This is a genomic window from Acinetobacter lwoffii, from assembly GCF_024129595.1.
GTDB classification, from domain to species: domain Bacteria; phylum Pseudomonadota; class Gammaproteobacteria; order Pseudomonadales; family Moraxellaceae; genus Acinetobacter; species Acinetobacter lwoffii_O.
The window spans coordinates 19628-39027 of the sequence record NZ_JAMXXS010000024.1 but is presented as its reverse complement, the minus strand read 5'-3'; the positions used below and the strand labels follow the sequence as shown (position 1 = coordinate 39027).

General features: G+C 43.7%; 21 protein-coding genes. 11 read left to right on the top strand and 10 right to left on the bottom strand.

Annotated elements, in window-relative coordinates:
* Positions 1–51 precede the first annotated feature (51 nt).
* The 6 genes from NI466_RS11475 to yihG form a co-directional block, all read right to left on the bottom strand.
* Complete coding sequence (locus NI466_RS11475) at positions 52–339, bottom strand: PA4642 family protein (protein ID WP_004279254.1); 288 nt, start codon at positions 337–339, stop codon at positions 52–54.
* A 196-nt stretch (positions 340–535) separates the two neighbouring features.
* A complete protein-coding gene (minE, locus tag NI466_RS11470) occupies positions 536–808 on the bottom strand; it encodes a cell division topological specificity factor MinE (RefSeq protein WP_004279256.1) in 273 nt (90 codons plus the stop codon).
* 2 nt (positions 809–810) lie between these two features.
* Positions 811–1623, bottom strand: coding sequence for a septum site-determining protein MinD (gene minD, locus NI466_RS11465; RefSeq protein ID WP_064095797.1), 813 nt, complete (start codon positions 1621–1623; stop codon positions 811–813).
* A 66-nt stretch (positions 1624–1689) separates the two neighbouring features.
* On the bottom strand, positions 1690–2403 hold the full coding sequence (gene minC, locus NI466_RS11460) for a septum site-determining protein MinC (RefSeq protein WP_253173633.1): 714 nt from the start codon (positions 2401–2403) through the stop codon (positions 1690–1692).
* A 159-nt stretch (positions 2404–2562) separates the two neighbouring features.
* Positions 2563–3627, bottom strand: coding sequence for a preprotein translocase subunit SecA (locus NI466_RS11455; protein WP_253173631.1), 1065 nt, complete (start codon positions 3625–3627; stop codon positions 2563–2565).
* Between the two features lie 2 nt (positions 3628–3629).
* Positions 3630–4571 (bottom strand): 1-acylglycerol-3-phosphate O-acyltransferase, YihG family, encoded by a 942-nt coding sequence (yihG, locus tag NI466_RS11450; RefSeq protein WP_253173630.1) that lies wholly within the window; start codon positions 4569–4571, stop codon positions 3630–3632.
* Between the two features lie 252 nt (positions 4572–4823).
* On the opposite strand from yihG, the gene NI466_RS11445 reads away from it, so the two are divergent.
* The 9 genes from NI466_RS11445 (at position 4824) to NI466_RS11405 (ending at position 14138) form a co-directional block, all read left to right on the top strand.
* The gene (locus NI466_RS11445) at positions 4824–5477 is read left to right on the top strand and encodes a YiaD family glycine zipper/OmpA-like lipoprotein (RefSeq protein WP_253173629.1); all 654 of its coding nucleotides are present in this window, start codon (positions 4824–4826) and stop codon (positions 5475–5477) included.
* A gap of 134 nt (positions 5478–5611) precedes the next feature.
* Positions 5612–7651, top strand: coding sequence for a UvrD-helicase domain-containing protein (locus tag NI466_RS11440; RefSeq protein WP_004730583.1), 2040 nt, complete (start codon positions 5612–5614; stop codon positions 7649–7651).
* Positions 7652–7698: 47 nt separating this feature from the next.
* Complete coding sequence (gene dut / locus NI466_RS11435; RefSeq protein ID WP_004646127.1) at positions 7699–8151, top strand: dUTP diphosphatase; 453 nt, start codon at positions 7699–7701, stop codon at positions 8149–8151.
* Between the two features lie 384 nt (positions 8152–8535).
* Entirely contained in the window at positions 8536–9954 is a 1419-nt protein-coding gene (locus NI466_RS11430; RefSeq protein ID WP_253173627.1) for a phosphomannomutase/phosphoglucomutase, read from the top strand.
* A gap of 10 nt (positions 9955–9964) precedes the next feature.
* On the top strand, positions 9965–10873 hold the full coding sequence (gene argB, locus NI466_RS11425) for an acetylglutamate kinase (protein WP_005104791.1): 909 nt from the start codon (positions 9965–9967) through the stop codon (positions 10871–10873).
* A gap of 132 nt (positions 10874–11005) precedes the next feature.
* Positions 11006–11854, top strand: coding sequence for a class II glutamine amidotransferase (locus NI466_RS11420; RefSeq protein ID WP_253173626.1), 849 nt, complete (start codon positions 11006–11008; stop codon positions 11852–11854).
* Between the two features lie 273 nt (positions 11855–12127).
* Complete coding sequence (locus tag NI466_RS11415) at positions 12128–12583, top strand: bacteriohemerythrin (protein ID WP_004646133.1); 456 nt, start codon at positions 12128–12130, stop codon at positions 12581–12583.
* A gap of 143 nt (positions 12584–12726) precedes the next feature.
* Positions 12727–13806: a hypothetical protein gene (locus tag NI466_RS11410; RefSeq protein WP_253173625.1), complete on the top strand. Its 1080-nt coding sequence runs from the start codon at positions 12727–12729 to the stop codon at positions 13804–13806.
* The gene (locus tag NI466_RS11405; RefSeq protein WP_253173624.1) at positions 13806–14138 is read left to right on the top strand and encodes an RnfH family protein; all 333 of its coding nucleotides are present in this window, start codon (positions 13806–13808) and stop codon (positions 14136–14138) included. The genes NI466_RS11410 and NI466_RS11405 overlap by 1 nt, the downstream gene beginning before the upstream one ends.
* Before the next feature lie 100 nt (positions 14139–14238).
* On the opposite strand, the gene NI466_RS11400 is transcribed toward NI466_RS11405, so the two are convergent.
* The gene (locus tag NI466_RS11400; protein ID WP_004279275.1) at positions 14239–14637 is read right to left on the bottom strand and encodes an outer membrane protein assembly factor BamE; all 399 of its coding nucleotides are present in this window, start codon (positions 14635–14637) and stop codon (positions 14239–14241) included.
* A gap of 112 nt (positions 14638–14749) precedes the next feature.
* On the opposite strand from NI466_RS11400, the gene fur reads away from it, so the two are divergent.
* Positions 14750–15187, top strand: a complete 438-nt coding sequence (gene fur / locus NI466_RS11395; protein ID WP_004279276.1) for a ferric iron uptake transcriptional regulator — start codon at positions 14750–14752, stop codon at positions 15185–15187.
* A 67-nt stretch (positions 15188–15254) separates the two neighbouring features.
* Here fur and NI466_RS11390 read toward each other — a convergent pair whose 3' ends face one another.
* Both NI466_RS11390 and NI466_RS11385 read right to left on the bottom strand, forming a co-directional pair.
* A complete protein-coding gene (locus NI466_RS11390; RefSeq protein WP_004646138.1) occupies positions 15255–16376 on the bottom strand; it encodes a PilT/PilU family type 4a pilus ATPase in 1122 nt (373 codons plus the stop codon).
* A gap of 30 nt (positions 16377–16406) precedes the next feature.
* Complete coding sequence (locus NI466_RS11385) at positions 16407–17444, bottom strand: type IV pilus twitching motility protein PilT (protein WP_004279279.1); 1038 nt, start codon at positions 17442–17444, stop codon at positions 16407–16409.
* A 123-nt stretch (positions 17445–17567) separates the two neighbouring features.
* Between NI466_RS11385 and NI466_RS11380 the strand changes: the two genes are divergently transcribed.
* On the top strand, positions 17568–18257 hold the full coding sequence (locus NI466_RS11380; RefSeq protein ID WP_253173640.1) for a YggS family pyridoxal phosphate-dependent enzyme: 690 nt from the start codon (positions 17568–17570) through the stop codon (positions 18255–18257).
* 31 nt (positions 18258–18288) lie between these two features.
* On the opposite strand, the gene NI466_RS11375 is transcribed toward NI466_RS11380, so the two are convergent.
* The gene (locus NI466_RS11375; RefSeq protein ID WP_253173623.1) at positions 18289–19398 is read right to left on the bottom strand and encodes an acyltransferase family protein; all 1110 of its coding nucleotides are present in this window, start codon (positions 19396–19398) and stop codon (positions 18289–18291) included.
* Positions 19399–19400 lie beyond the last annotated feature (2 nt).

Here is a 19400-nt window from a genome sequence, read left to right as displayed (position 1 = left end):
CTTCAATAAAAAAGCCTGCTTTCAAAGCAGGCTTTTTTATGTATTTTTGACTCAGGCAAATTTTGCCAATACATCCAGGAACTCGGCACTTTGACGCGGGAAAGTGGCAATCACGTCATGAATGCGTTGTCCTTCCGGATTGGTTGCATTGACATCACGGCCATCAGCGACAAATTTCGTCAACAGGCGTTCATAATCGAATGGACGCATATGCTTGAAAGCATGATACAGCACGTGAAAATCAGCATTAACACCTGCAGGAGGAAGCTGATTTAAATAGGCAAATACACGCTCATCTGACCATTCTTCGTTAAAGGTCGCTGGTTGAGATAATGCCATCGCAATTTCCTTGATCTAATGTAGTTTTTTCGGCATGAAAAAAGGCAAAATATGAGACTAGATTAGCAAAGCACTGCTTTGCCTAGTCGCAAGACTTGAAGCTATGCTTCAAGTGGGCGGAATATAGCTAAACTACTATTTCTACCACTCTCATATTTTGCCTTGAATCAATTTACTTGACCAATCAAAAATCAGATTATCGTTCTTCAGGTAAATTGATATTCATTTCAAGCATTTCAATATTGGCTTCAGAACGAACCTGCATTTGAATATGCTGTTCATCGACACCGCGAACATAACGATTGACCACCTGCATGATTTCAGTTTTCATCTGGTCAATTTTGTCCTGGCTCAAGCGACGACCCAAGCCTTGTTCGGATGCAACGATCACCTTCAAACGGTCTTTAGCAGTCCGTGCGCTTGATGGTTTATCCTCGCCACTAAAAAGTTTACTCCAGAATCCTGCCATGTCTACGCTCCAAATAGTCGTGCTAACCAGCCCTTAGGTTTTACCTCGATATGACGGTAAGGACGCTCTTCACCAAGGAAACGCGCAACCAGGTCATCATAGGCCTGACCTGCTGCAGCTTCAGTGAAATTGATCACTGGCTTACCTTCATTCGATGCCTGTAAAACGCTTGGACACTCAGGAATAACGCCCAAGGTCGGTACACGTAAAATATCCTTAGAAATATCATCAATCGTTAGCATTTCCTGTTTATCGGCACGTTCCGGATTGAAACGGGTAATACACAGATGCTTACGAATGCGACCTTCGTTTTGTTCTACTTTTTTAGTTTTACTGTCGAGCATACCAATGATACGGTCAGAGTCACGTACTGAAGAAATCTCAGGGTTGGTCACAATGATGGCTTCATCCGCATGATACATAGCCAAAATAGCACCACGTTCAATACCAGCAGGTGAATCACAGATAATATAATCAAATTCCTGCGAAAGCTCATCCATTACACGAGCAACACCTTCATCGGTTAAGGCATCTTTATCACGTGTTTGTGATGCAGGTAAAATATATAAATTTTCAATATCTTTATCGCGAATCAGTGCTTGTTGTAATCGTGCTTCGTTATTTAAAACATTCACAAAATCATAAACTACACGGCGTTCACAGCCCATAATCAAATCAAGGTTACGTAAACCTACATCAAAATCAATAACAACAGTTTTGTGACCGCGTAGGGCTAAACCTGTTGCAAAAGATGCACTCGTTGTAGTTTTACCTACACCACCTTTGCCTGACGTTACGACAACAATTTTCGCCACCGAATCCACTCCTGTTATGGTTCAAATCCCCTGTTTAAAATGGGGTTTTTGGTGTTTATTTATACATTAAAATTGTAGAGCTTCAAATACAAGCTCTAGTTGATCATTCAAGTAAATATGCACAGATTTTTTAACTACATGCGGTGGAATGTCATCCGCCACACAATAGGTTCCTGCAATTGAAATCAGTTCTGCTTCGAGGCTATGACAGAAAATGCGTGCTGCAGTATTGCCACCCGCACCCGCAATGACCCGACCACGTGCGCTGCCATAAACATGAATATTGCCTGAAGCAATCACTTCTGAGCCACTGTTGATACCGGCATTAATAATAATGTCGCCATTATGCTGAACGATACATTGGCCGGTACGCAGGATTTCATCATGATATGAGGTAATATGCGCGACGATCGGAGCAGCAGGTGCTTGATTATTATTCACCGCTGTGGGTTCTGGTTTAACTTCCACGACCTGTTCTTTGGTGGCTTTAATTTCTTCTAACTGGCGATCAGGTGGCAGTACCGGGAACTGAATGGCACGTGCCTGATCTCCAAGTAAGCCTTCAGTAACAGCCATAGGCTGTACATCCAGACTGATTAATAGTTGAATCAGCGCAATGAGTTCCTGTTCAACTGAACTTTCAATGACTGCCAAAGTGCCGGGTGGAAATGCTGCTTGTAATTTTGGGCTAAGTTGCTGGCGGATTGCATCATGATCATTGGTATCTAGGCTAATGCGTATCGCATTGACCATTCTGCCTTTTATCCGTATATCAGCCATAATTCTTCCTTAAATACTTCTGACGTGCTGGTTTTGTGTCGAAGCAATGTTGTAAATAGTGCAAATCCTAGAACAAATTGCAGTAATTCTCTAGCGATCTCAGTTATTTTTTTATGCGAACAGAGCCGGACCGATTGATCCGATTCTGTACTTTAAAATTTACTTATCTATTGAGCTCTGATTTTGCTCATGTTCTTCTAAAATCTGTTGCCACTGTTTGACTTTCACCTGTTTTCGGATTGCTTCAAGTGTTTCAAAAACAGCCGATTCAACCAATTTATCAATATGTGGATTATGTTCAATCTGAATCTGGCTGATTTTATCTGAAATTAGGGTAAAAGTCGGATTTTCTTTTTGACCTGTGTAGCTAAATGGTTCAATCAGTCCTTGCGTAATATTTTCTCCCAGGCGTTGACCAATACTTTGAATTTGCTGTTCAATCCGGCTGCCCACAATTGGAATCAAACGTAATAATTGGGTCAGTTCTGGGGTATCTTCAATCGCCTGATTGACCACTTGCCCTACATTTTTAGCGATCATGGAACGTTGTGAATGTAATTCCTTGCCCAAAGATTCTTGCAAGATATCTGCCAAGGCAATGGCCAGTAATTTACGGTGATGTTCCACCAAATCATCAATTAACTGTTTATGTGATGTACTTGTGGTCAGTTCACGCTTGATGCCGTCCAGTACAGTCAGTACCACCCGACTAGAAAGCTCTTCCATCAGCATGTTGTAATAAAAGTTACCTTGGCGATACCAGCGGTTAGGAATTACTTTATAACCATGGCTATGCAGGTTGTAGCCAATCGCGACCGCACGCAGCAGGCGCAGGAAACGTAGTTGAGGGATAATGGATAAAATTTCATACCAGTGTACAAAAGGGAAGAACCACCAGCGTCGATGATGACGCAGGACAATTGCGATAACCCAGCGTGCCAGCAATTCACAGACCAAGAAGGTGGTAAACCAGCCCTCGGTAATGATGACCCAAGGGCGTAAATCACTTTTATAAAACTGCAAGATTTCCGGTAAACGAATGAAGTCAAACAACCACTGACCAAAATCGCTCATTAAAATGGCGTTGGCACTGAGACAGAACAGATTGATGATGATTAAAACCATCATGAAAATGTCGTAAATCAGTGCAATTTTCCAGCCCCAGGTTCCTTTACGAACAAATTTAAAGGAGCTGGAGGTAATGTCCGGGTTGTCGTTCTTCATAATTACTCGGTTACAGATCCGACCGGGGCTTGGGCAAAGTTCTGCTGCATTTGTGCGATGAGCTGAGCTTTTTCAGTCCAGATCTGATCAATCCATTTTTGAAAACGTGCACGATATTCAGCATCATCTTCGTAATTGCCGCCCAGTACCCAGTCAGGAATATCAATTTTTCTTAAATTTACCGCAATACGTGGCACTTCACCTAACCAAAATTCACCATAGCCCGGAATACCGTCAGGATAAACAATGGTCATGTCGACCAGCGCATCAATTTTATCGCCGAGAATACTGAGCGCCAATGCCAGACCACCTGCTTTAGGTTTCAGTAAATGCGTATAGGGAGACTGCTGCTGATCATGTTTTTCTTGGGTAAAACGCGTGCCTTCCAGATAATTTAACAGGGTAAAAGGCTGACTGATCAGCTGTTCACAAGATTTGCGTGCTTCTTCCATATCCCGATATTTTAGCGCAGGATTTTTAGCAATCTGTTCCTTGCTATGCCGCTTCATCATCGGGAAGCCTAAGATTTTAAAAGCCTGACCAACAAAAGGAATAAAAATAAGTTCCCATTTAGTAAAGAAGCGCGTCAGGGGCATACGGGTCAGACCGAAGTACTGGTTGACGGTGGTATCGACCCAGCTTTGATGATTACAGGTCATCAAATAACGGCCCTGCATATTCAAATCCAGTGATTCATCTACACTGATTTGCCATTGCGTGTTTTTCAGCACATGCTCAATCAGCCAGTTGTTGACCCCTAACCAGCTGTTGGTAATCTTGATATTGGTTTCATCCACTTTTGCGGATTTTTTAAAAAGTTTGGTTAAACCCAAGGCCAGCACCGGGGGGCCATGAAAAAAAGTACTGCCTGTCATGACGGATGTGACCGTCAGGCCACGCGCCAGTTTTTTTAAAGTCGGTTGCTTGTTGCTATTCGATGACATATCCAAACAGTCCCCAGAGATTAATCACTTAAATTTTTTCATATTTTGAGTAATATAGAGACAGTTAGGCAAACAAAAAAGCCTAAACAGGAAACTATGAAGATATTGTGACGAACTACTTGGTTTTAGTTACATATAAACATTACAAAATATTACTAAACGATTTATTATTAACAAAAATTCAATGGTTAGCCCATTCAATTTAAATCATTATCTCGCTTAACAACAAAGCATACAACAAGGAGTCATGCGATGCGTGCACTAATCATTTCAGCAGCTGTAGCAGGGGCCGTAGCACTTACAGGTTGTCAATCAACTGGTAATAACATCGGTGGTGTGGAATATGATAAAGCTGCTCTAGGTACTTTAATTGGTGCTGCAGCAGGTTACGGTGTTTCTAAAGGCAATGCGAATACCAGCCGTCAAAATAACCGTGCAGCAGCGATTGGTGCTGTTGTTGGTGGTGCAGCGGGTGTGTATCTTGATAACAAAGAGAAAAAATTACGTCAAGCAACAGCGGGTACGGGCGTAGACGTTAACCGTAATGCAGATGGTTCGATTAACCTTGTGATGCCGGGCAGCATTACATTTGACACGAACAAGTCAAATATCAAACCAAACTTTTATGGCACTTTGAACAAAGTAGCGCAAGTATTAACTGAAGATAACAAGAGCGGTATTCTTGTGACTGGTTATACAGACAGCACTGGTAATGACTCAATTAACTTGCCATTGTCTCAAGCACGCGCAAACTCTGTAGCGACTTACTTGGCCGGCCAAGGTGTTTCACGTACACGTATTAACGCACAAGGTTTAGGTTCAGCGAACCCAATCGCAGACAACACAACTGCCGCAGGTAAAGAACAAAACCGTCGTGTAGAAATCGCGGTATATGCAGTTCAATAATTCTTGAACGCTAAAAAAACCACCTTCGGGTGGTTTTTTTATACCTGTAAATTGACCGGTTTAATTGTATTTTAAATTAGGCAACTGGGGCAGAGATGACTATAATCGGAGCCGAATCTAGAAGAGGAAGCCCTATGTCACTCGCCAGTCAGTTAAATGACAAGCAACTTGAAGCCATGAAATACACTCAAGGGCCCTTGTTAGTACTTGCAGGAGCGGGTTCAGGCAAGACTTCAGTCATCACGCGAAAAATCGCATATCTTGTCAAGCATTGCGGGATTCCTGCACATCGTATTACCGCAATGACCTTTACCAACAAAGCAGCACGTGAGATGAAAGAGCGTGTCAGTAAATTATTGACGCGTGAAGAAAGTAAAGGGGTTTCAGTTTCGACTTTCCATACTTTTGGCCTGAATATGCTGCGCCTAGAGTTGAAACATACCCCACTGAAAAATAATTTCTCGATTCTGGATGCTGACGACTGTAAACGCATTTTGATGGATCTGATGCAGCGTGACAATTTATCCGGTGCAGAAAGCAAAGAACTGATTGCCAAAGCCATGAAAATGATCTCGGACTGGAAAAATGATCTGATTCCACCCGAGCAGGCCCATACCACCTGTGAAACTGCCGAAGATGTGCAGTTTGCGCATTTATATCAATTATATGAACGTAATTTGCGTGCCTATAACGCCGTGGATTTTGATGACCTGATTGTGATGCCAACGCGCTTGCTGCAGGAAAATGCCGAAGTTCGTGACAAATGGCAAAATCGCGTGCGTTATTTGCTGGTCGATGAATATCAGGATACCAATACGGCGCAGTATATTCTGGTGAAATTACTGGTTGGCGTGATGGGACAGTTCACCGCCGTAGGCGATGATGACCAGTCGATTTATGCCTGGCGTGGTGCTAAACCGGAAAATATGGCCTTGCTGCAGCAGGATTTTCCTAATTTAAAAGTGATTAAACTGGAACAGAACTATCGTTCGACCAGTCGTATTCTCAAAGCAGCCAACACCGTGATTGGTAATAATCCGCATATTTTTGATAAAAAGCTCTGGTCAGACAAAGGCCATGGTGAAGTGATCCGTGTGATTACCTGCCGAAATGATGATGATGAAGCAGAGCGCGTGGTTAAAGACCTGATCACGCATAAGCTGATGAATGGTAAAAGCTGGAAAGATTATGCGGTGTTGTACCGTGGCAATTTCCAGGCGCGTATTTTAGAAACCCATCTACGTCAGATGCAGATTCCGTATAAATTATCTGGCGGACAGTCCTTCTTCGCGCGTGCCGAAATCAAGGACATGATGAGTTATTTACGTCTGATCATTAACCCTGAAGATGACAGTGCATTCCTGCGAATTATCAATACGCCAAAACGGGCGATTGGTCCGGTAACGCTGGAAAAGCTCGGCTTATTTGCTCAGGAAAATAATCTGTCGCTTCTGGCTGCGGCAGCGGATCAGCGCCTGACCATGGCGATTCCGAAAAAGGCCACGACCCAATTGGCCGAGTTTGCCGATTTTATTGAGGGCTTTACCCGCAATTTACTGGATGATGATGAACCAGTGCCGATCATCCGCCAGATGATGATTGAAGCCGGTTATATCGATTACATCAAGGAAACTGCAGCCACGCCAGCGCAGGAAAAAACCAAGCTCGACAATATCGAAGTGCTCTACAGCAGCATTCAAAGCCTGATTAACCGCGCTGAGGATGTTGATGAAAAGAATATTGAAAGTGTAATTCGTAAAATGGTGCTGCTGGATATGCTGGAGCAGCAACAAGAAGAAGAAGACACCGATAAAGTCAACTTACTGACTTTACATGCATCCAAAGGTCTTGAGTTTCCTTATGTGTATCTGATTGGGCTGGAAGAAGAAATTCTGCCGCATAAAAACTCGATCGCTGCGGAAACCGTCGAAGAAGAACGCCGTCTGATGTATGTGGGGATTACCCGTGCACGTCAGGGACTGACCATTACTCTGGCAGAACAACGCAAGGCGGGCGGGCAGATGAAGCAAATGACCCCAAGCCGTTTCCTGGATGAATTACCAGAAGATGAGCTGGAATGGTTAGGTCGTAAGAAAAAGCTGGCAGGCAACATCGATCCGAAATTACAAGCCCAACATTATCTGGATAATTTGCGTAATCTTATCAAACGATAAGGCGCAAGGCTTGCTCTTATTTTAAATGAAACAACAGGAATGAATACATGAAAGTTCAGGTGAAAGTCCTTGACTCGCGTCTTGGTCAGGAATGGCCATTACCGACTTATGCTACGACAGGTTCAGCGGGGCTGGATTTGCGTGCGTGTGTTGCAGAAACCACAATCATTGAACCAGGCCAAACGGTTTTGGTAAAAACTGGTTTAGCAATCTATATTGAAGATCCTGCATTTGCTGGTCTGATCTTGCCACGTTCGGGTTTGGGCCATAAACATGGGATCGTGTTGGGTAACCTGGTAGGTTTAATTGATTCTGATTATCAGGGTGAATTGATGGTATCCGTTTGGAACCGTAGCCAGACGGCATTCAGCTTAGAGCCAGGTGAGCGTTTGGCGCAGTATGTCTTGGTTCCTGTGGTGCAGGCTGAATTCGATCTAGTGAATGAATTCGAAGCGACTGAACGCGGTGCTGGCGGTTTTGGTCATACGGGTAAAAACTAAGTTTTAATCGTGGCCTACATTCATTAACTGGATGTAAGCCATTTTTAGTTGATTAGATTAAATATTAAAAGAATGAGTGGGTTGAAATATATTTAAAAATAAAACCTTATTTTCTAGCCAAGTAGAGTTATTTAAATCTAAAATTTATGTAGTTATCAAATATCTAATCAGATGAAACTCAAAATAAATATAATTAAATAATCATTGTTTAATTACAAGAACCCTATAATTCTAAAGTTGTAGATTATATTTTTATAATTGATTGTTACATTGAAATCGTTTAAAAATAGCGAGTCTTAAAACAAAAACAAATGTTTAAAGTCATTATGATGAAATCATCATTTTAAATCTCCTTATTTTAACGAATAGTGAAAAGACAGTTTTATGGGATCTATGAATCATCCATTCCCCATGCATATCTTTCGTGCCTATGACATACGCGGTAAAGTCAGTCTATTAGGTGCCGGGATCATTGATGCAATTGCCCACGGTTTAGCCCAGCAGTATCAGGCTGCGGGACAGACACGTGTCGCCATTGGTTATGATGCACGCATCAGTAGTCCGGCTTTTGCCGACATCATTGCCCGTATTTTTAAAGACTATTCGCTGGAAGCCACTATTGTAGGTTGTTGTTCCAGCCCAATGCTATATTTCACCGCACGCCAGTTTGATGGCAATGGCATTATGGTCACTGCCAGTCATAATCCTAAAGAAGATAATGGTATTAAATGGATTATTGATGGTGAACCACCTTGTCCTGAGATGATTCAACAGGTGGCCCAACTGGCAAAGTCACATTGCGATAGCCAGCTAATTACTTTAGCTGAACTGCCGCATCAGATTATTCCAGAGTTTTGCATGCAGTATCAGCAGGGAATATTAGAAGATATTCAATTAAAGCGCTCATTTAAAGTGATTCTGGATGGTCTGCATGGCTCAGCCGGACGTTGTGCTGACTTGGTACTCAGAAAAATGGGCTGTGAAGTGATTGCTTTACGTTGTGAGGCGAATGGACATTTTCCGGATCATGCGCCGGATCCTTCGCAAGACAAACATCTTGAGACTTTACGTCAAACCGTCATGCAACAGCAGGCTGATCTCGGTATTGCCTTGGACGGTGATGGCGATCGCTTGGTTCTGATTGATGAACATGGTCAGATTATTACAGCCGATCAGTTATTGTGCCTGTTTGCTGAAATTTGCCTAAGCGATTCAGCACCACGCCAATTTGTTTATGATGTGAAATGTTCAACTCTGGTTCGCGATACAGTGCAACGTCTGGGCGGGGAACCGGTGATGATTCGTACCGGCAGTTCATTTCTCAGAACTTATCTGAACCAGTCTCAGCATCAGGCGATTTTTGGTGGGGAATATGCCGGACATTATGTCTTTAATGATGGTCGCGGCTGGGGCTATGATGATGGACTCTATGCAGCGCTCAGAGTCATGGAATATCTCGACCAAACGGGGCAAACTCTCGCGCAGGCCTTGGCGGCTTATCCAAAACGACATGGTACTGAAGATCTTTATATTTCAACGCGTCAAGTACGTCCTGTTGAGCTTTTAAACTTCGTTGAACAACAATCCGCAAGAATTAATGCGCAAATCAGTAAAATTGATGGGATACGTCTTGATTTTGAGGATGGTTTTGGCATCATTCGAGCATCCAATACAGGTGAGTATTTCACAGTGCGCTTTGATGCCAATAATGCCCAAGGTCTAAATGAAATTCGTCATCTGTTTGTAGCCATGTTGCGTGACCGTTATCCAGAGATCGCTCAAGACATTTTAGATGCTCAATAAGGAGAGGCGAATGCCAAATCAACAAACAGGCATCGACAAAGCACAGATTTTGACAGAAGCTTTGCCGTATATTCAACGCTTTGCGGGTAAAACCCTGGTGGTAAAATACGGCGGTAACGCGATGACCGATCCTGAGCTGGAAAGTTCATTTGCACGTGATATCGTATTATTAAAAACAGTCGGTATTAATCCGATCGTGGTACATGGTGGTGGCCCGCAAGTCGATTCCATGCTGAAACAGCTGGGCCGCGAATCAGACCGTATTGACGGCATGCGCGTGACTGATCCTGCGACCATGGAAGTAGTCGAGATGGTACTTGGCGGTAGCGTTAACAAATCTATCGTGAACCTGATTAACCAGCATGGTGGTCGTGCGATTGGTCTTACCGGTAAAGACGGTAATCTGATTCGCGCGCAAAAACTGTTGATGGAAAAAGTGGCTGAAGATGGTTCAGTTCAGCAAATTGATTTGGGTCTGGTCGGTGAAGTGGTCGGCGTGAAAACCGATGTTCTAGAAATGTTCACCAATAGTGACTTTATTCCAGTCATTGCCCCGTTAGGTGTCGATGAAGAAGGCAATACCTATAATATCAATGCCGATCTGGTTGCTGGTAAAGTCGCTGAAGCCTTAGGTGCAGAAAAACTGATTTTGCTCACCAATATCACAGGTGTGCTGGATGAAAATAAAAATCTGTTAACTGGTTTGACCACTCAAGAAGTCGATCGTTTAATTGAAACCGGCGTGATTTATGGCGGCATGATTCCGAAAGTAGGCTGTGCTCTGGATGCGGTAAAAGGCGGTGTCGTGAGTGCGCATATCGTCGATGGTCGTGTACCGCATGCAAGTTTGCTGGAAATTTTTACCGATCATGGTGTTGGCACCTTAATTACCAACCGTGCCAATCCGCATCGTTCATAAGCCATTTTTTGCCAAAAAGAGTCTCTATGCAGGCTCTTTTTTATTTGGATTTCTTATAGCCAGCTATTTGAAATGACAGGAACAGTCATGCACAATAAGCTTCTAAGTGAAATAAAGAGCTGAAATCAAACCATGTGCCAACTGCTCGGAATGAATTGTGCCACCCCGACGGATATTACTTTTTCCTTCCGCGGATTTTCCCAACGGGCGGGCATTACCTCTGATCATGCGGATGGTTTCGGGATTGCTTTCTTTGAAGATAAAGCCTGCCGTCTGTTCGTCGATAACCAGTCCGCGGTTGAATCGCCGATTGCTGAACTGGTACGTAATTATCCAATCAAATCCCGTAATGTGATTGCCCATATCCGTAAAGCCACTCAAGGCAAAATCAATCTGGAAAATTCCCATCCTTTTAGCCGTGAACTTTGGGGGCGGCAGTGGATTTTTGCCCATAATGGCGATTTGCATGATTATTTTCCCGAACTGTCAGGGCGCTTTACCCCAGTCGGAAATACCGACAGTGAGCGTGCCTTCTGTTACCTGCTGGATCAACTGGTGAAACGTTTTGGCTATCATGAACCAAAACTGGATCAGGTTTTTGATCTGCTGGCCGAAATTTCACCTGAAATCGCGGAACATGGTACCTTTAATTTCTGCCTGTCGAATGGTCAGGCGCTGTTTAGCTATGCGATTACCAAACTCCACTGGCTGGTACGTGAATACCCGTTTAGACCGGCTCAGCTGATTGATATTGATGTCGAAGTGGACTTTAGTCAGGTCACGACCCCTGAAGATCGCGTCGCAGTGATTACCACTGAACCATTGACCCAGAATGAAGAATGGACTGCCTTCCAGCCCGGTGAAATGATCCTGTTTCAGCATGGGGCGAAAGTACGTTCTCAGTTGACGCATGTTGAACGTCTGGAACGTGAACGTCTTGATCCTTCCTTAAAACGTTTCATGCGAGCTGATCAATATTAAAACGCGATTAAAGACGGAGTTTAAACTCCGTTTTTTTATATTTTAAATAGGAAAAAATCTAAGAATAAATAAAGGTTTATTACATTTTTTGGTTAATTAATATCTTAGCCTTTTACTCAGGATAAATTATTTTTAATTATATATAACAAAAACTTAAAGTGAAAAAGCCGGATTTAGGCGGAAAGCCGACTAATTTGCTTCATTTTTATTTCAATCAATACGCTATATGCTCATTTTCACGTTATAAGTCCTTAATATTTATAGGTGGTCGTAATGAAAATGAAATGGGTCCCAGATTATAATACTGGTATCGATGTGATTGACGATCAGCACAAACGAATTCTCGATTATATCAACGAAATTGATGGAATCGATGCAAATACCGAACGTGCCCGTATTAAACAGATTCTTGACAATATTATTGATTATACCCAGTCGCATTTTACCTTTGAGGAATCTCTTCAGGAAGAAGCCGGCTATAAATACCGGGTACCGCATAAACGTGTGCATGACCTGTTTATTAAAAAAATCGAGTCTTATCGTGACCGTTTTGAACTGGGGCAGTCGATTGAACATGAACTGCACGAAGTATTATCGAAATGGTTGATTAACCATATTCAGCACGATGATGCCGATTATGTCGGTGCCGTGAAAGAAAATATGATGGGGATCATCAAGGAAAAAGAAAAGAAAACAGGTAAAAACTGGTTCGCTCGTTTCTTCTCATAATAAAAGACGTAACGAGATAACAAAAATTAAAATCTAATTATAATTTTTGCGCAGCAAATCACTGTCATGGTGGTTTGCTTTTTGTTTTTGATTTTCACCGCTTCACAAGGCAAAATAGCGCTAGATTTTTATAGGAATGCATCATGCAGGACAATGCTATGTCAAAATGGTTATCGCCGCTGATGGCTTTCTGTTTATCGTTTATTATCATCGCGACGCTCGCACCGATAACCGGTATACAGATTGATCGTCAGCTGGATTTCTGGATGCTCTGGTTAGCCACCATGCTGATTCTGGCGCTTCCAGTCTGCTACTTGGAAATTGCTTTGGCCAAGCGCTCCAAAACAACGCCATTACAGGCGCTGTCGACGCTGACCCGTGAAGCGGATGCGTCACAGAAATGGCGTATTGTTGGCTGGTTAAGTGTGATTTTTATTCCGTTTTTGGCCGGTGCCATGCTGAACAATGCCAGCAATGTTCTGGCGGTTGCTGCAATTGATCTTGCACCGAATCTTCTATTGATCGGATTGGCAATAGTAGCGTTGGCCCTGTCACTGCTACCGCGTCAAATTTTATTGGCTGTTACCACGATTGGCGTACTGGCGTCTCTGGTTCTAGCCAATGTGATGGGAACGGCGCTACCTGCATGGCAAGTCACACCAGTCGAATTCTCGGAATGGGGCAATGCCACCGTATTAGCGCTGGTGGCAAGTGGTCTGGGCATGGGCTTGTACTGGCAGTCTAGCCTGAGCGCTGTACAACAACAGGATGTCGCCAGCAAGACAGTATTGCCGATCTGGATTGCGCAGTTAGTTGCTGTCATTGCATTTGCTTTCTTTGCTGTACAAGCGCAAATCCCTGCATTTACTCTGGTCGCAGCGATGGTGGCAGCTGCCGCATTAATTCTGCAAATGGCACGTGAACAGTTACAGCAACGCCAACTGCATCCTGCGATTCAATGGGCAATTGTGGCGGCGGTCACGCTGATCTGGGCTATTCCAAATCTAAGCCCAATTTTCAATGTGGTCTTGTTAGTCTGGGGCTTATTGATTTGTTTGATCTATGCATTATTTGCCGGCTGGATCATGAAGATCAGTCATTTGCGTAAATCAATGAATTTCAGCTCTGAAGCGTTTTATAACATCTGGCGTATTGCAGTACGTGTGGTGTTACCTGTCGGGATTATTCTGGCGATAGTCGCTGTCTTAGGACAATTCGTCTGATGAGTGAGGCGATGATCTGGGTGGCGTATGTGACGCCAGAAAAACAATTTCATCTAGCCGTGCCATTTCAGCCCAGCATGACGGCACTGGACGCGATTGAGCAAAGTGGAATCCGTGAGCAGGTCGCATTACCTGAACCGTTATCTCTGGGCATTTTTGGCGTGCGTTTGCAAGATCATCAGCAGCTATTGGCAGCAGGGGATCGGGTGGAAATTTACCGAGCACTGACCATCAATCCTAAGGATATTCGACGTAGACGTGCCGAAAAAAATCCGGTGGGTCGTTATGCCAGAGGCAATCTTTTAAGAAAGCTGAAACCGTCTTCCGAATAGAAAGCGGCTTGAATGAGCAGTAGCCTCAATGATCTGCTCAATCAATCAGCTTAATCAAAAAAGCCCCTGATGATTCAGGGGCTTTTTCATGAGAAACCGACTATAGTGGAGGAGCATTTAAAATTGCTTCTTTTGATCCTGGTAAGCCGGGTTGAGATTCTGGAATCGTCTCCAGACCTTCAACACGTTCTACGATACCAGACTGGTTAAAGTAGATTTTCAAATGCTGGCCTTGGGCTGCCGGGATCTTGGCTTTTTTAGCGTAGGTTCCTGGGGTATAGTTATAGATGTAGTCCCAACGTAAAGGATTCAGTGGATCGCTTACTGTTGGACTGCCCAGTAAGAAACGCACCTGTTGATGGCTCATTCCTACCTGAATTTTAGCGGCTTGTGCTTGGGTTAAAGGGGTTCCTTGTGGAATATCTACTTTATAAACACCTAATGTCGAACAGCCGACGAGCAATGAAGTGACGAATAACGTCAACATGATTTTTTGCATTTTGCTAAACTATCCCAAATTAATTATGATGCATTTGATCCAAGGATAGATCATACTGCATCTAAACTTTGTTGCATATTCCAACTTTGATTTTGTTGAGAGACCTTTTTACATGACTATTTCAAACCAAGATTTACGAAAAGCTGGGCTGAAAGTTACCCTTCCACGAATTAAAATATTAGAATTACTAGAAAATTCAAAACAACATCATTTAAGTGCGGAAGATATTTACAAGACTTTACTCGATCAGGGCGAAGATGTAGGTTTAGCAACTGTGTATCGTGTGTTAACGCAGTTTGAAGCAGCGGGCATCATCGAACGTCATAATTTTGAAAATAATCATTCAGTTTTTGAAATTATGCAGGAAGATCACCACGATCACCTAGTATGTTTAAATTGCAGCAAAGTTGTTGAATTTATTAATGACACGATTGAAAAAGAGCAGCATGACGTTGCTGAAAAATTTGGTTTTGAATTAACCGGTCACTCACTGAATCTGTATGGCTACTGCGATGCGCCTGCCTGTCAGGAAGTTTTCCGTAAAAAATAATTTGAGCGCTGGTTCAAACAAAAAACAGGCTTCATGGGAAGCCTGTTTTTTTATGCCTTCAAGATGATCAGGACTGACCATCAAAGGTAATGTTGGAATGCGCACGTAATAAGTGACTACCACCTTCTTCTGACAGCTTGATTTGCAGACGCAGGTCGTTTGGTGAATCTGCATGTTTCAGTGCATCTTTATAGCTGATCTGTTTGGCTTTATACAGATCATACAGCGCCTGATCGAAGGTCTGCATGCCCAGTTCACGGGAACGCTTCATCAGATCCTTGATCTCATGCACATCACCTTTACGAATCAAGTCGGCAATCAGTGGTGAGTTAATCAGAATCTCAATCGCTGCACGGCGACCATTACCATCGATGGTTGGAATCAGTTGCTGTGCCACAATGGCTTTCATGTTCAGGGACAAGTCCATGAACAGCTGATTATGTCGGTCTGCTTCGAAGAAATGGATAATCCGGTCAATCGCTTGGTTGGCGTTGTTGGCGTGCAGGGTAGCAAAGACCAGATGACCGGTTTCGGCAAAGGCAATCGCATAATCCATGGTTTCACGTGAACGGATCTCACCGATCAGAATCACGTCTGGTGCCTGACGCAGGGTATTTTTCAGGGCAATTTCAAATGAATCAGTATCGATGCCGACTTCACGCTGGGTGATAATACAGCCCTTATGCTGGTGAATAAATTCGATCGGATCTTCAATGGTAATGATATGACCTTTGGAATTTTCATTACGATAACCGACCAAAGACGCCAGCGAGGTTGATTTACCGGTACCCGTTGCCCCGACAAAAATAATGATGCCACGTTTGGTCATCGCCAGTTCTTTTAGAATCGGCGGTAACTTGAGTTCATCCATCGTGGGAATAACAGTTTCAATCCGACGCAGCACCATCCCCGGTTGATCTCGTTGCTGAAAGGCACTGACACGGAAGCGGGCACTTTTATCCGGTGTGCTGATGGCAAAGTTACATTCACGACTGTCAGCAAATTCTTTACGCTGCTTTTCGGTCATGATGGAATTGAGCAGTTGTCCTACTGCCGCACCCGGTAATTTTACTGAGCCAATCGGTAAAATCTGACCATTAATCTTGATGGATGGTTCGACATCGGCAGTAATGAACAGATCCGATGCTTTTTTCTCCACCATATAATCGAGTAAGCCGTTAAAATCCATGTATATAAACCCCAATACAATTCAATTTTCTTATAAAAATGCTTCTGGCTGTTTGGCTGCAGTACGTGCAACTTGCGGGCTGATCAAACCTTTGGACACCAGTGTTTTCAGGGTCTGGTCCAGTGTGGTCATGCCATAGTTGGCACCGGTCTGAATTGCTGAGTACATTTGTGCGACTTTGTTTTCACGAATTAGGTTACGAATCGCCGGAATACCAATCATGATTTCATGCGCCGCCACACGCCCACCGCCATTTTTCTTCAGCAGAGCCTGTGAAACTACGGCTTGTAGGGATTCAGACAACATGGCACGTACCATGTCTTTTTCTTCAGCAGGGAATACGTCGATCACACGGTCAATGGTTTTGGCCGCTGAGGTGGTATGCAGGGTGCCGAAAACAAGGTGACCCGTTTCTGCCGCAGTTAAAGCCAGACGAATGGTTTCAAGGTCACGCATCTCACCGACCAGAATAATATCCGGGTCTTCACGTAATGCAGAACGTAATGCTTCATTAAAGCCATGGGTATCACGATGTACTTCACGCTGGTTAATCAGACATTTTTTGGACTGATGCACAAATTCGATTGGGTCTTCGACGGTCAGAATATGGTCATAGCGGTTGTCATTAATATAGTCCAGCATCGCCGCCAAGGTAGTTGATTTACCCGAACCGGTAGGACCTGTGACGAGGACCAGACCACGTGGATATTCACAGATATCCTTAAAAATCTGTCCCATGCCCAGATCTTCAAGCGTCAGTACTTTAGAGGGAATGGTACGGAATACCGCACCGGCACCGCGGTTCTGGTTAAATGCGTTGACACGGAAACGTGCCACGCCAGGCACTTCAAAAGAAAAGTCAGTTTCCAGATTTTCTTCAAAATCACGGCGCTGTTTATCGTTCATGATGTCATAAACGAGTTTATGCACTTCTTTGTGTTCTAATGCTGGCAGGTTGATGCGACGAACTTCCCCATCGACACGAATCATTGGCGGTAAGCCCGCAGACAAGTGTAAATCCGACGCACCATTTTTAGCAGAAAATGCCAACAATTCTGTGATATCCATAAGGTCCCCGAGTTCATTAAAATGTTAATTATTTTGATAGAATAATAAGGCTTTCCCACAGCTTAACCAACACTTAGTTCATGGGCAAGGGAAAAAAAGATGAATGAAATGAGAACCCCATCAATGAATATGTTGCAACAGTCACGAAATCAGGTCTTAGTGCAAATTGAAACTGCCTGTATTCAGGCCGGCCGCGAAGCAGATGCGGTGCAACTGCTTGCCGTTTCCAAGACCCAGCCGAGTAGCGTGCTGGCAGAGATGTATCAGGCAGGGCAACGTGCTTTTGGTGAAAACTATTTGCAGGAAGCACTGGAAAAAATCACGGCACTGAAAGAGCTGGACATTGAATGGCATTTTATTGGACATGTGCAGCGTAACAAAACGAAGCATCTGGCAGAAAATTTTGCTTGGGTGCATGGGGTGGATCGTCTGATTATCGCCGAGCGTTTATCAAATCAACGTGGAGATGATCAGCCTGCACTGAATATCTGTATTCAGGTGAATATTGATGGTCAGGATACCAAAGATGGTTGCTGTCCAGATGAGGTTGCAGATTTGGTGGCACAGATCAGCCAACTGCCGAATGTGCGTTTACGTGGCCTGATGGTGATTCCAGCACCGAATAATCCTCAAGCCTTTGCTGATGCCAAAGTTTTATTTGATGCAGTCAAAGTTCAGCATGCACATCCTGAAGATTGGGATACTTTAAGTATGGGCATGTCTGCGGATATGACCGAAGCGATTGCTGCGGGTTCTACCATGGTTCGTGTTGGCACAGCCCTATTTGGTGCACGGCCTAAAAAAGATGTATAAACTACTAATGTCAGTTTTTTGCAGCAAAACGTTATCGCAGGGTATTGGATAACGCTTTTTTTCTGGCTGGTTCGAGCCATTTAGCCATCAGCCAGGCAAAGACTATTATGCCGAACATGCTCGTAAGCAAGGCTAAAACTGCTCCACCCAGACCATAGCCTAAAGTTGCCGGAATACAGCCCAAAATAAATAAAAGTAAGGGGAAATGGGTGACATACAAGGTATAGGAAAAGTCTGCGGATTGAACCCAGACCGGATGGTAGTGACTGCGTTGATACTGGAGCTGTACCAGCCAGCAGCTAAAGGCCAGACCCACACAGAAATTAAAAGGGGTGAAATTCGCAGCGCGGTATTGCTGGGTTTCATCGATCATCTGAAACTGGTAAGCATCAAAACAGGCAATTAGAAATGCCAAGCCGAATAGGGCTAATTTGACCGATTGTAAGCGGTTTAAAAAACGTAGCTGGATATATTGAAATGAACAGGCAAAGGCACTAAGCCAGACCAGAAAATAAATAAAAAACTGGATGTTCAGTAATGACAGTATAGCCAGAACTATAAAAAATCCGATTTTGGCGATTTCCGAATTTTTTAAAAAAGGTAGGAATCCGGCCAGCACATAAAACCACACTTCATAGCTCAGGCTCCAGAGCGCAGCATTGGCTGAAACCGTTGGTGTTACAAAGCCATTCAAAAATAGCAGCGAACCAATAAATTCCATCATGTCTACACTATAGTCAGTCCGGATCATCATGCCAAAACTGTGTTGAAAAGCATGAGTATGACTGGCAAATAATAGTGGAGCAAGCAGATATAAAAGCAGCGTCAACCCCATGGCAAACAGAAAGGGTGGTAAAATTCTGCTGCAACGCTGTCGGGCATAACGGTGCAGATTGAACTGACCATGCTGATGAATGTTGTGCTGAATCGAATAGCCGATCAGATAGCCACTTAAGGCAAAGAAAATCATGACTGCAGCCTGCCCAAGCAGGCGTATCCATGAATAAATGCTGGTATCGAAAGGCGCAATAAATGCCTGAAAGCAGTGACTGAACAGCACCACAATGGCACTGATACCCCGTAGGCTCTCAAGCTGTAAGCTGAAATAGGGCGAGAGCGTGTTCGGGGCAGGGTGAATCATCG

Coding starts and splice junctions, on each gene's coding strand:
- NI466_RS11375 (WP_253173623.1), bottom strand. CDS start 19,398: ATGATTCACCCTGCCCCGAACACGCTCTCGCCCTATTTCAGCTTACAG.
- NI466_RS11410 (WP_253173625.1), top strand. CDS start 12,727: ATGCAGGACAATGCTATGTCAAAATGGTTATCGCCGCTGATGGCTTTC.
- dut (WP_004646127.1), top strand. CDS start 7,699: ATGAAAGTTCAGGTGAAAGTCCTTGACTCGCGTCTTGGTCAGGAATGG.
- NI466_RS11445 (WP_253173629.1), top strand. CDS start 4,824: ATGCGTGCACTAATCATTTCAGCAGCTGTAGCAGGGGCCGTAGCACTT.
- NI466_RS11440 (WP_004730583.1), top strand. CDS start 5,612: ATGTCACTCGCCAGTCAGTTAAATGACAAGCAACTTGAAGCCATGAAA.
- NI466_RS11400 (WP_004279275.1), bottom strand. CDS start 14,637: ATGCAAAAAATCATGTTGACGTTATTCGTCACTTCATTGCTCGTCGGC.
- argB (WP_005104791.1), top strand. CDS start 9,965: ATGCCAAATCAACAAACAGGCATCGACAAAGCACAGATTTTGACAGAA.
- minC (WP_253173633.1), bottom strand. CDS start 2,403: ATGGCTGATATACGGATAAAAGGCAGAATGGTCAATGCGATACGCATT.
- NI466_RS11475 (WP_004279254.1), bottom strand. CDS start 339: ATGGCATTATCTCAACCAGCGACCTTTAACGAAGAATGGTCAGATGAG.
- NI466_RS11415 (WP_004646133.1), top strand. CDS start 12,128: ATGAAAATGAAATGGGTCCCAGATTATAATACTGGTATCGATGTGATT.
- minE (WP_004279256.1), bottom strand. CDS start 808: ATGGCAGGATTCTGGAGTAAACTTTTTAGTGGCGAGGATAAACCATCA.
- yihG (WP_253173630.1), bottom strand. CDS start 4,571: ATGTCATCGAATAGCAACAAGCAACCGACTTTAAAAAAACTGGCGCGT.
- NI466_RS11390 (WP_004646138.1), bottom strand. CDS start 16,376: ATGGATTTTAACGGCTTACTCGATTATATGGTGGAGAAAAAAGCATCG.
- NI466_RS11405 (WP_253173624.1), top strand. CDS start 13,806: ATGAGTGAGGCGATGATCTGGGTGGCGTATGTGACGCCAGAAAAACAA.
- NI466_RS11430 (WP_253173627.1), top strand. CDS start 8,536: ATGGGATCTATGAATCATCCATTCCCCATGCATATCTTTCGTGCCTAT.
- NI466_RS11380 (WP_253173640.1), top strand. CDS start 17,568: ATGAATATGTTGCAACAGTCACGAAATCAGGTCTTAGTGCAAATTGAA.
- fur (WP_004279276.1), top strand. CDS start 14,750: ATGACTATTTCAAACCAAGATTTACGAAAAGCTGGGCTGAAAGTTACC.
- NI466_RS11385 (WP_004279279.1), bottom strand. CDS start 17,444: ATGGATATCACAGAATTGTTGGCATTTTCTGCTAAAAATGGTGCGTCG.
- NI466_RS11420 (WP_253173626.1), top strand. CDS start 11,006: ATGTGCCAACTGCTCGGAATGAATTGTGCCACCCCGACGGATATTACT.
- NI466_RS11455 (WP_253173631.1), bottom strand. CDS start 3,627: ATGAAGAACGACAACCCGGACATTACCTCCAGCTCCTTTAAATTTGTT.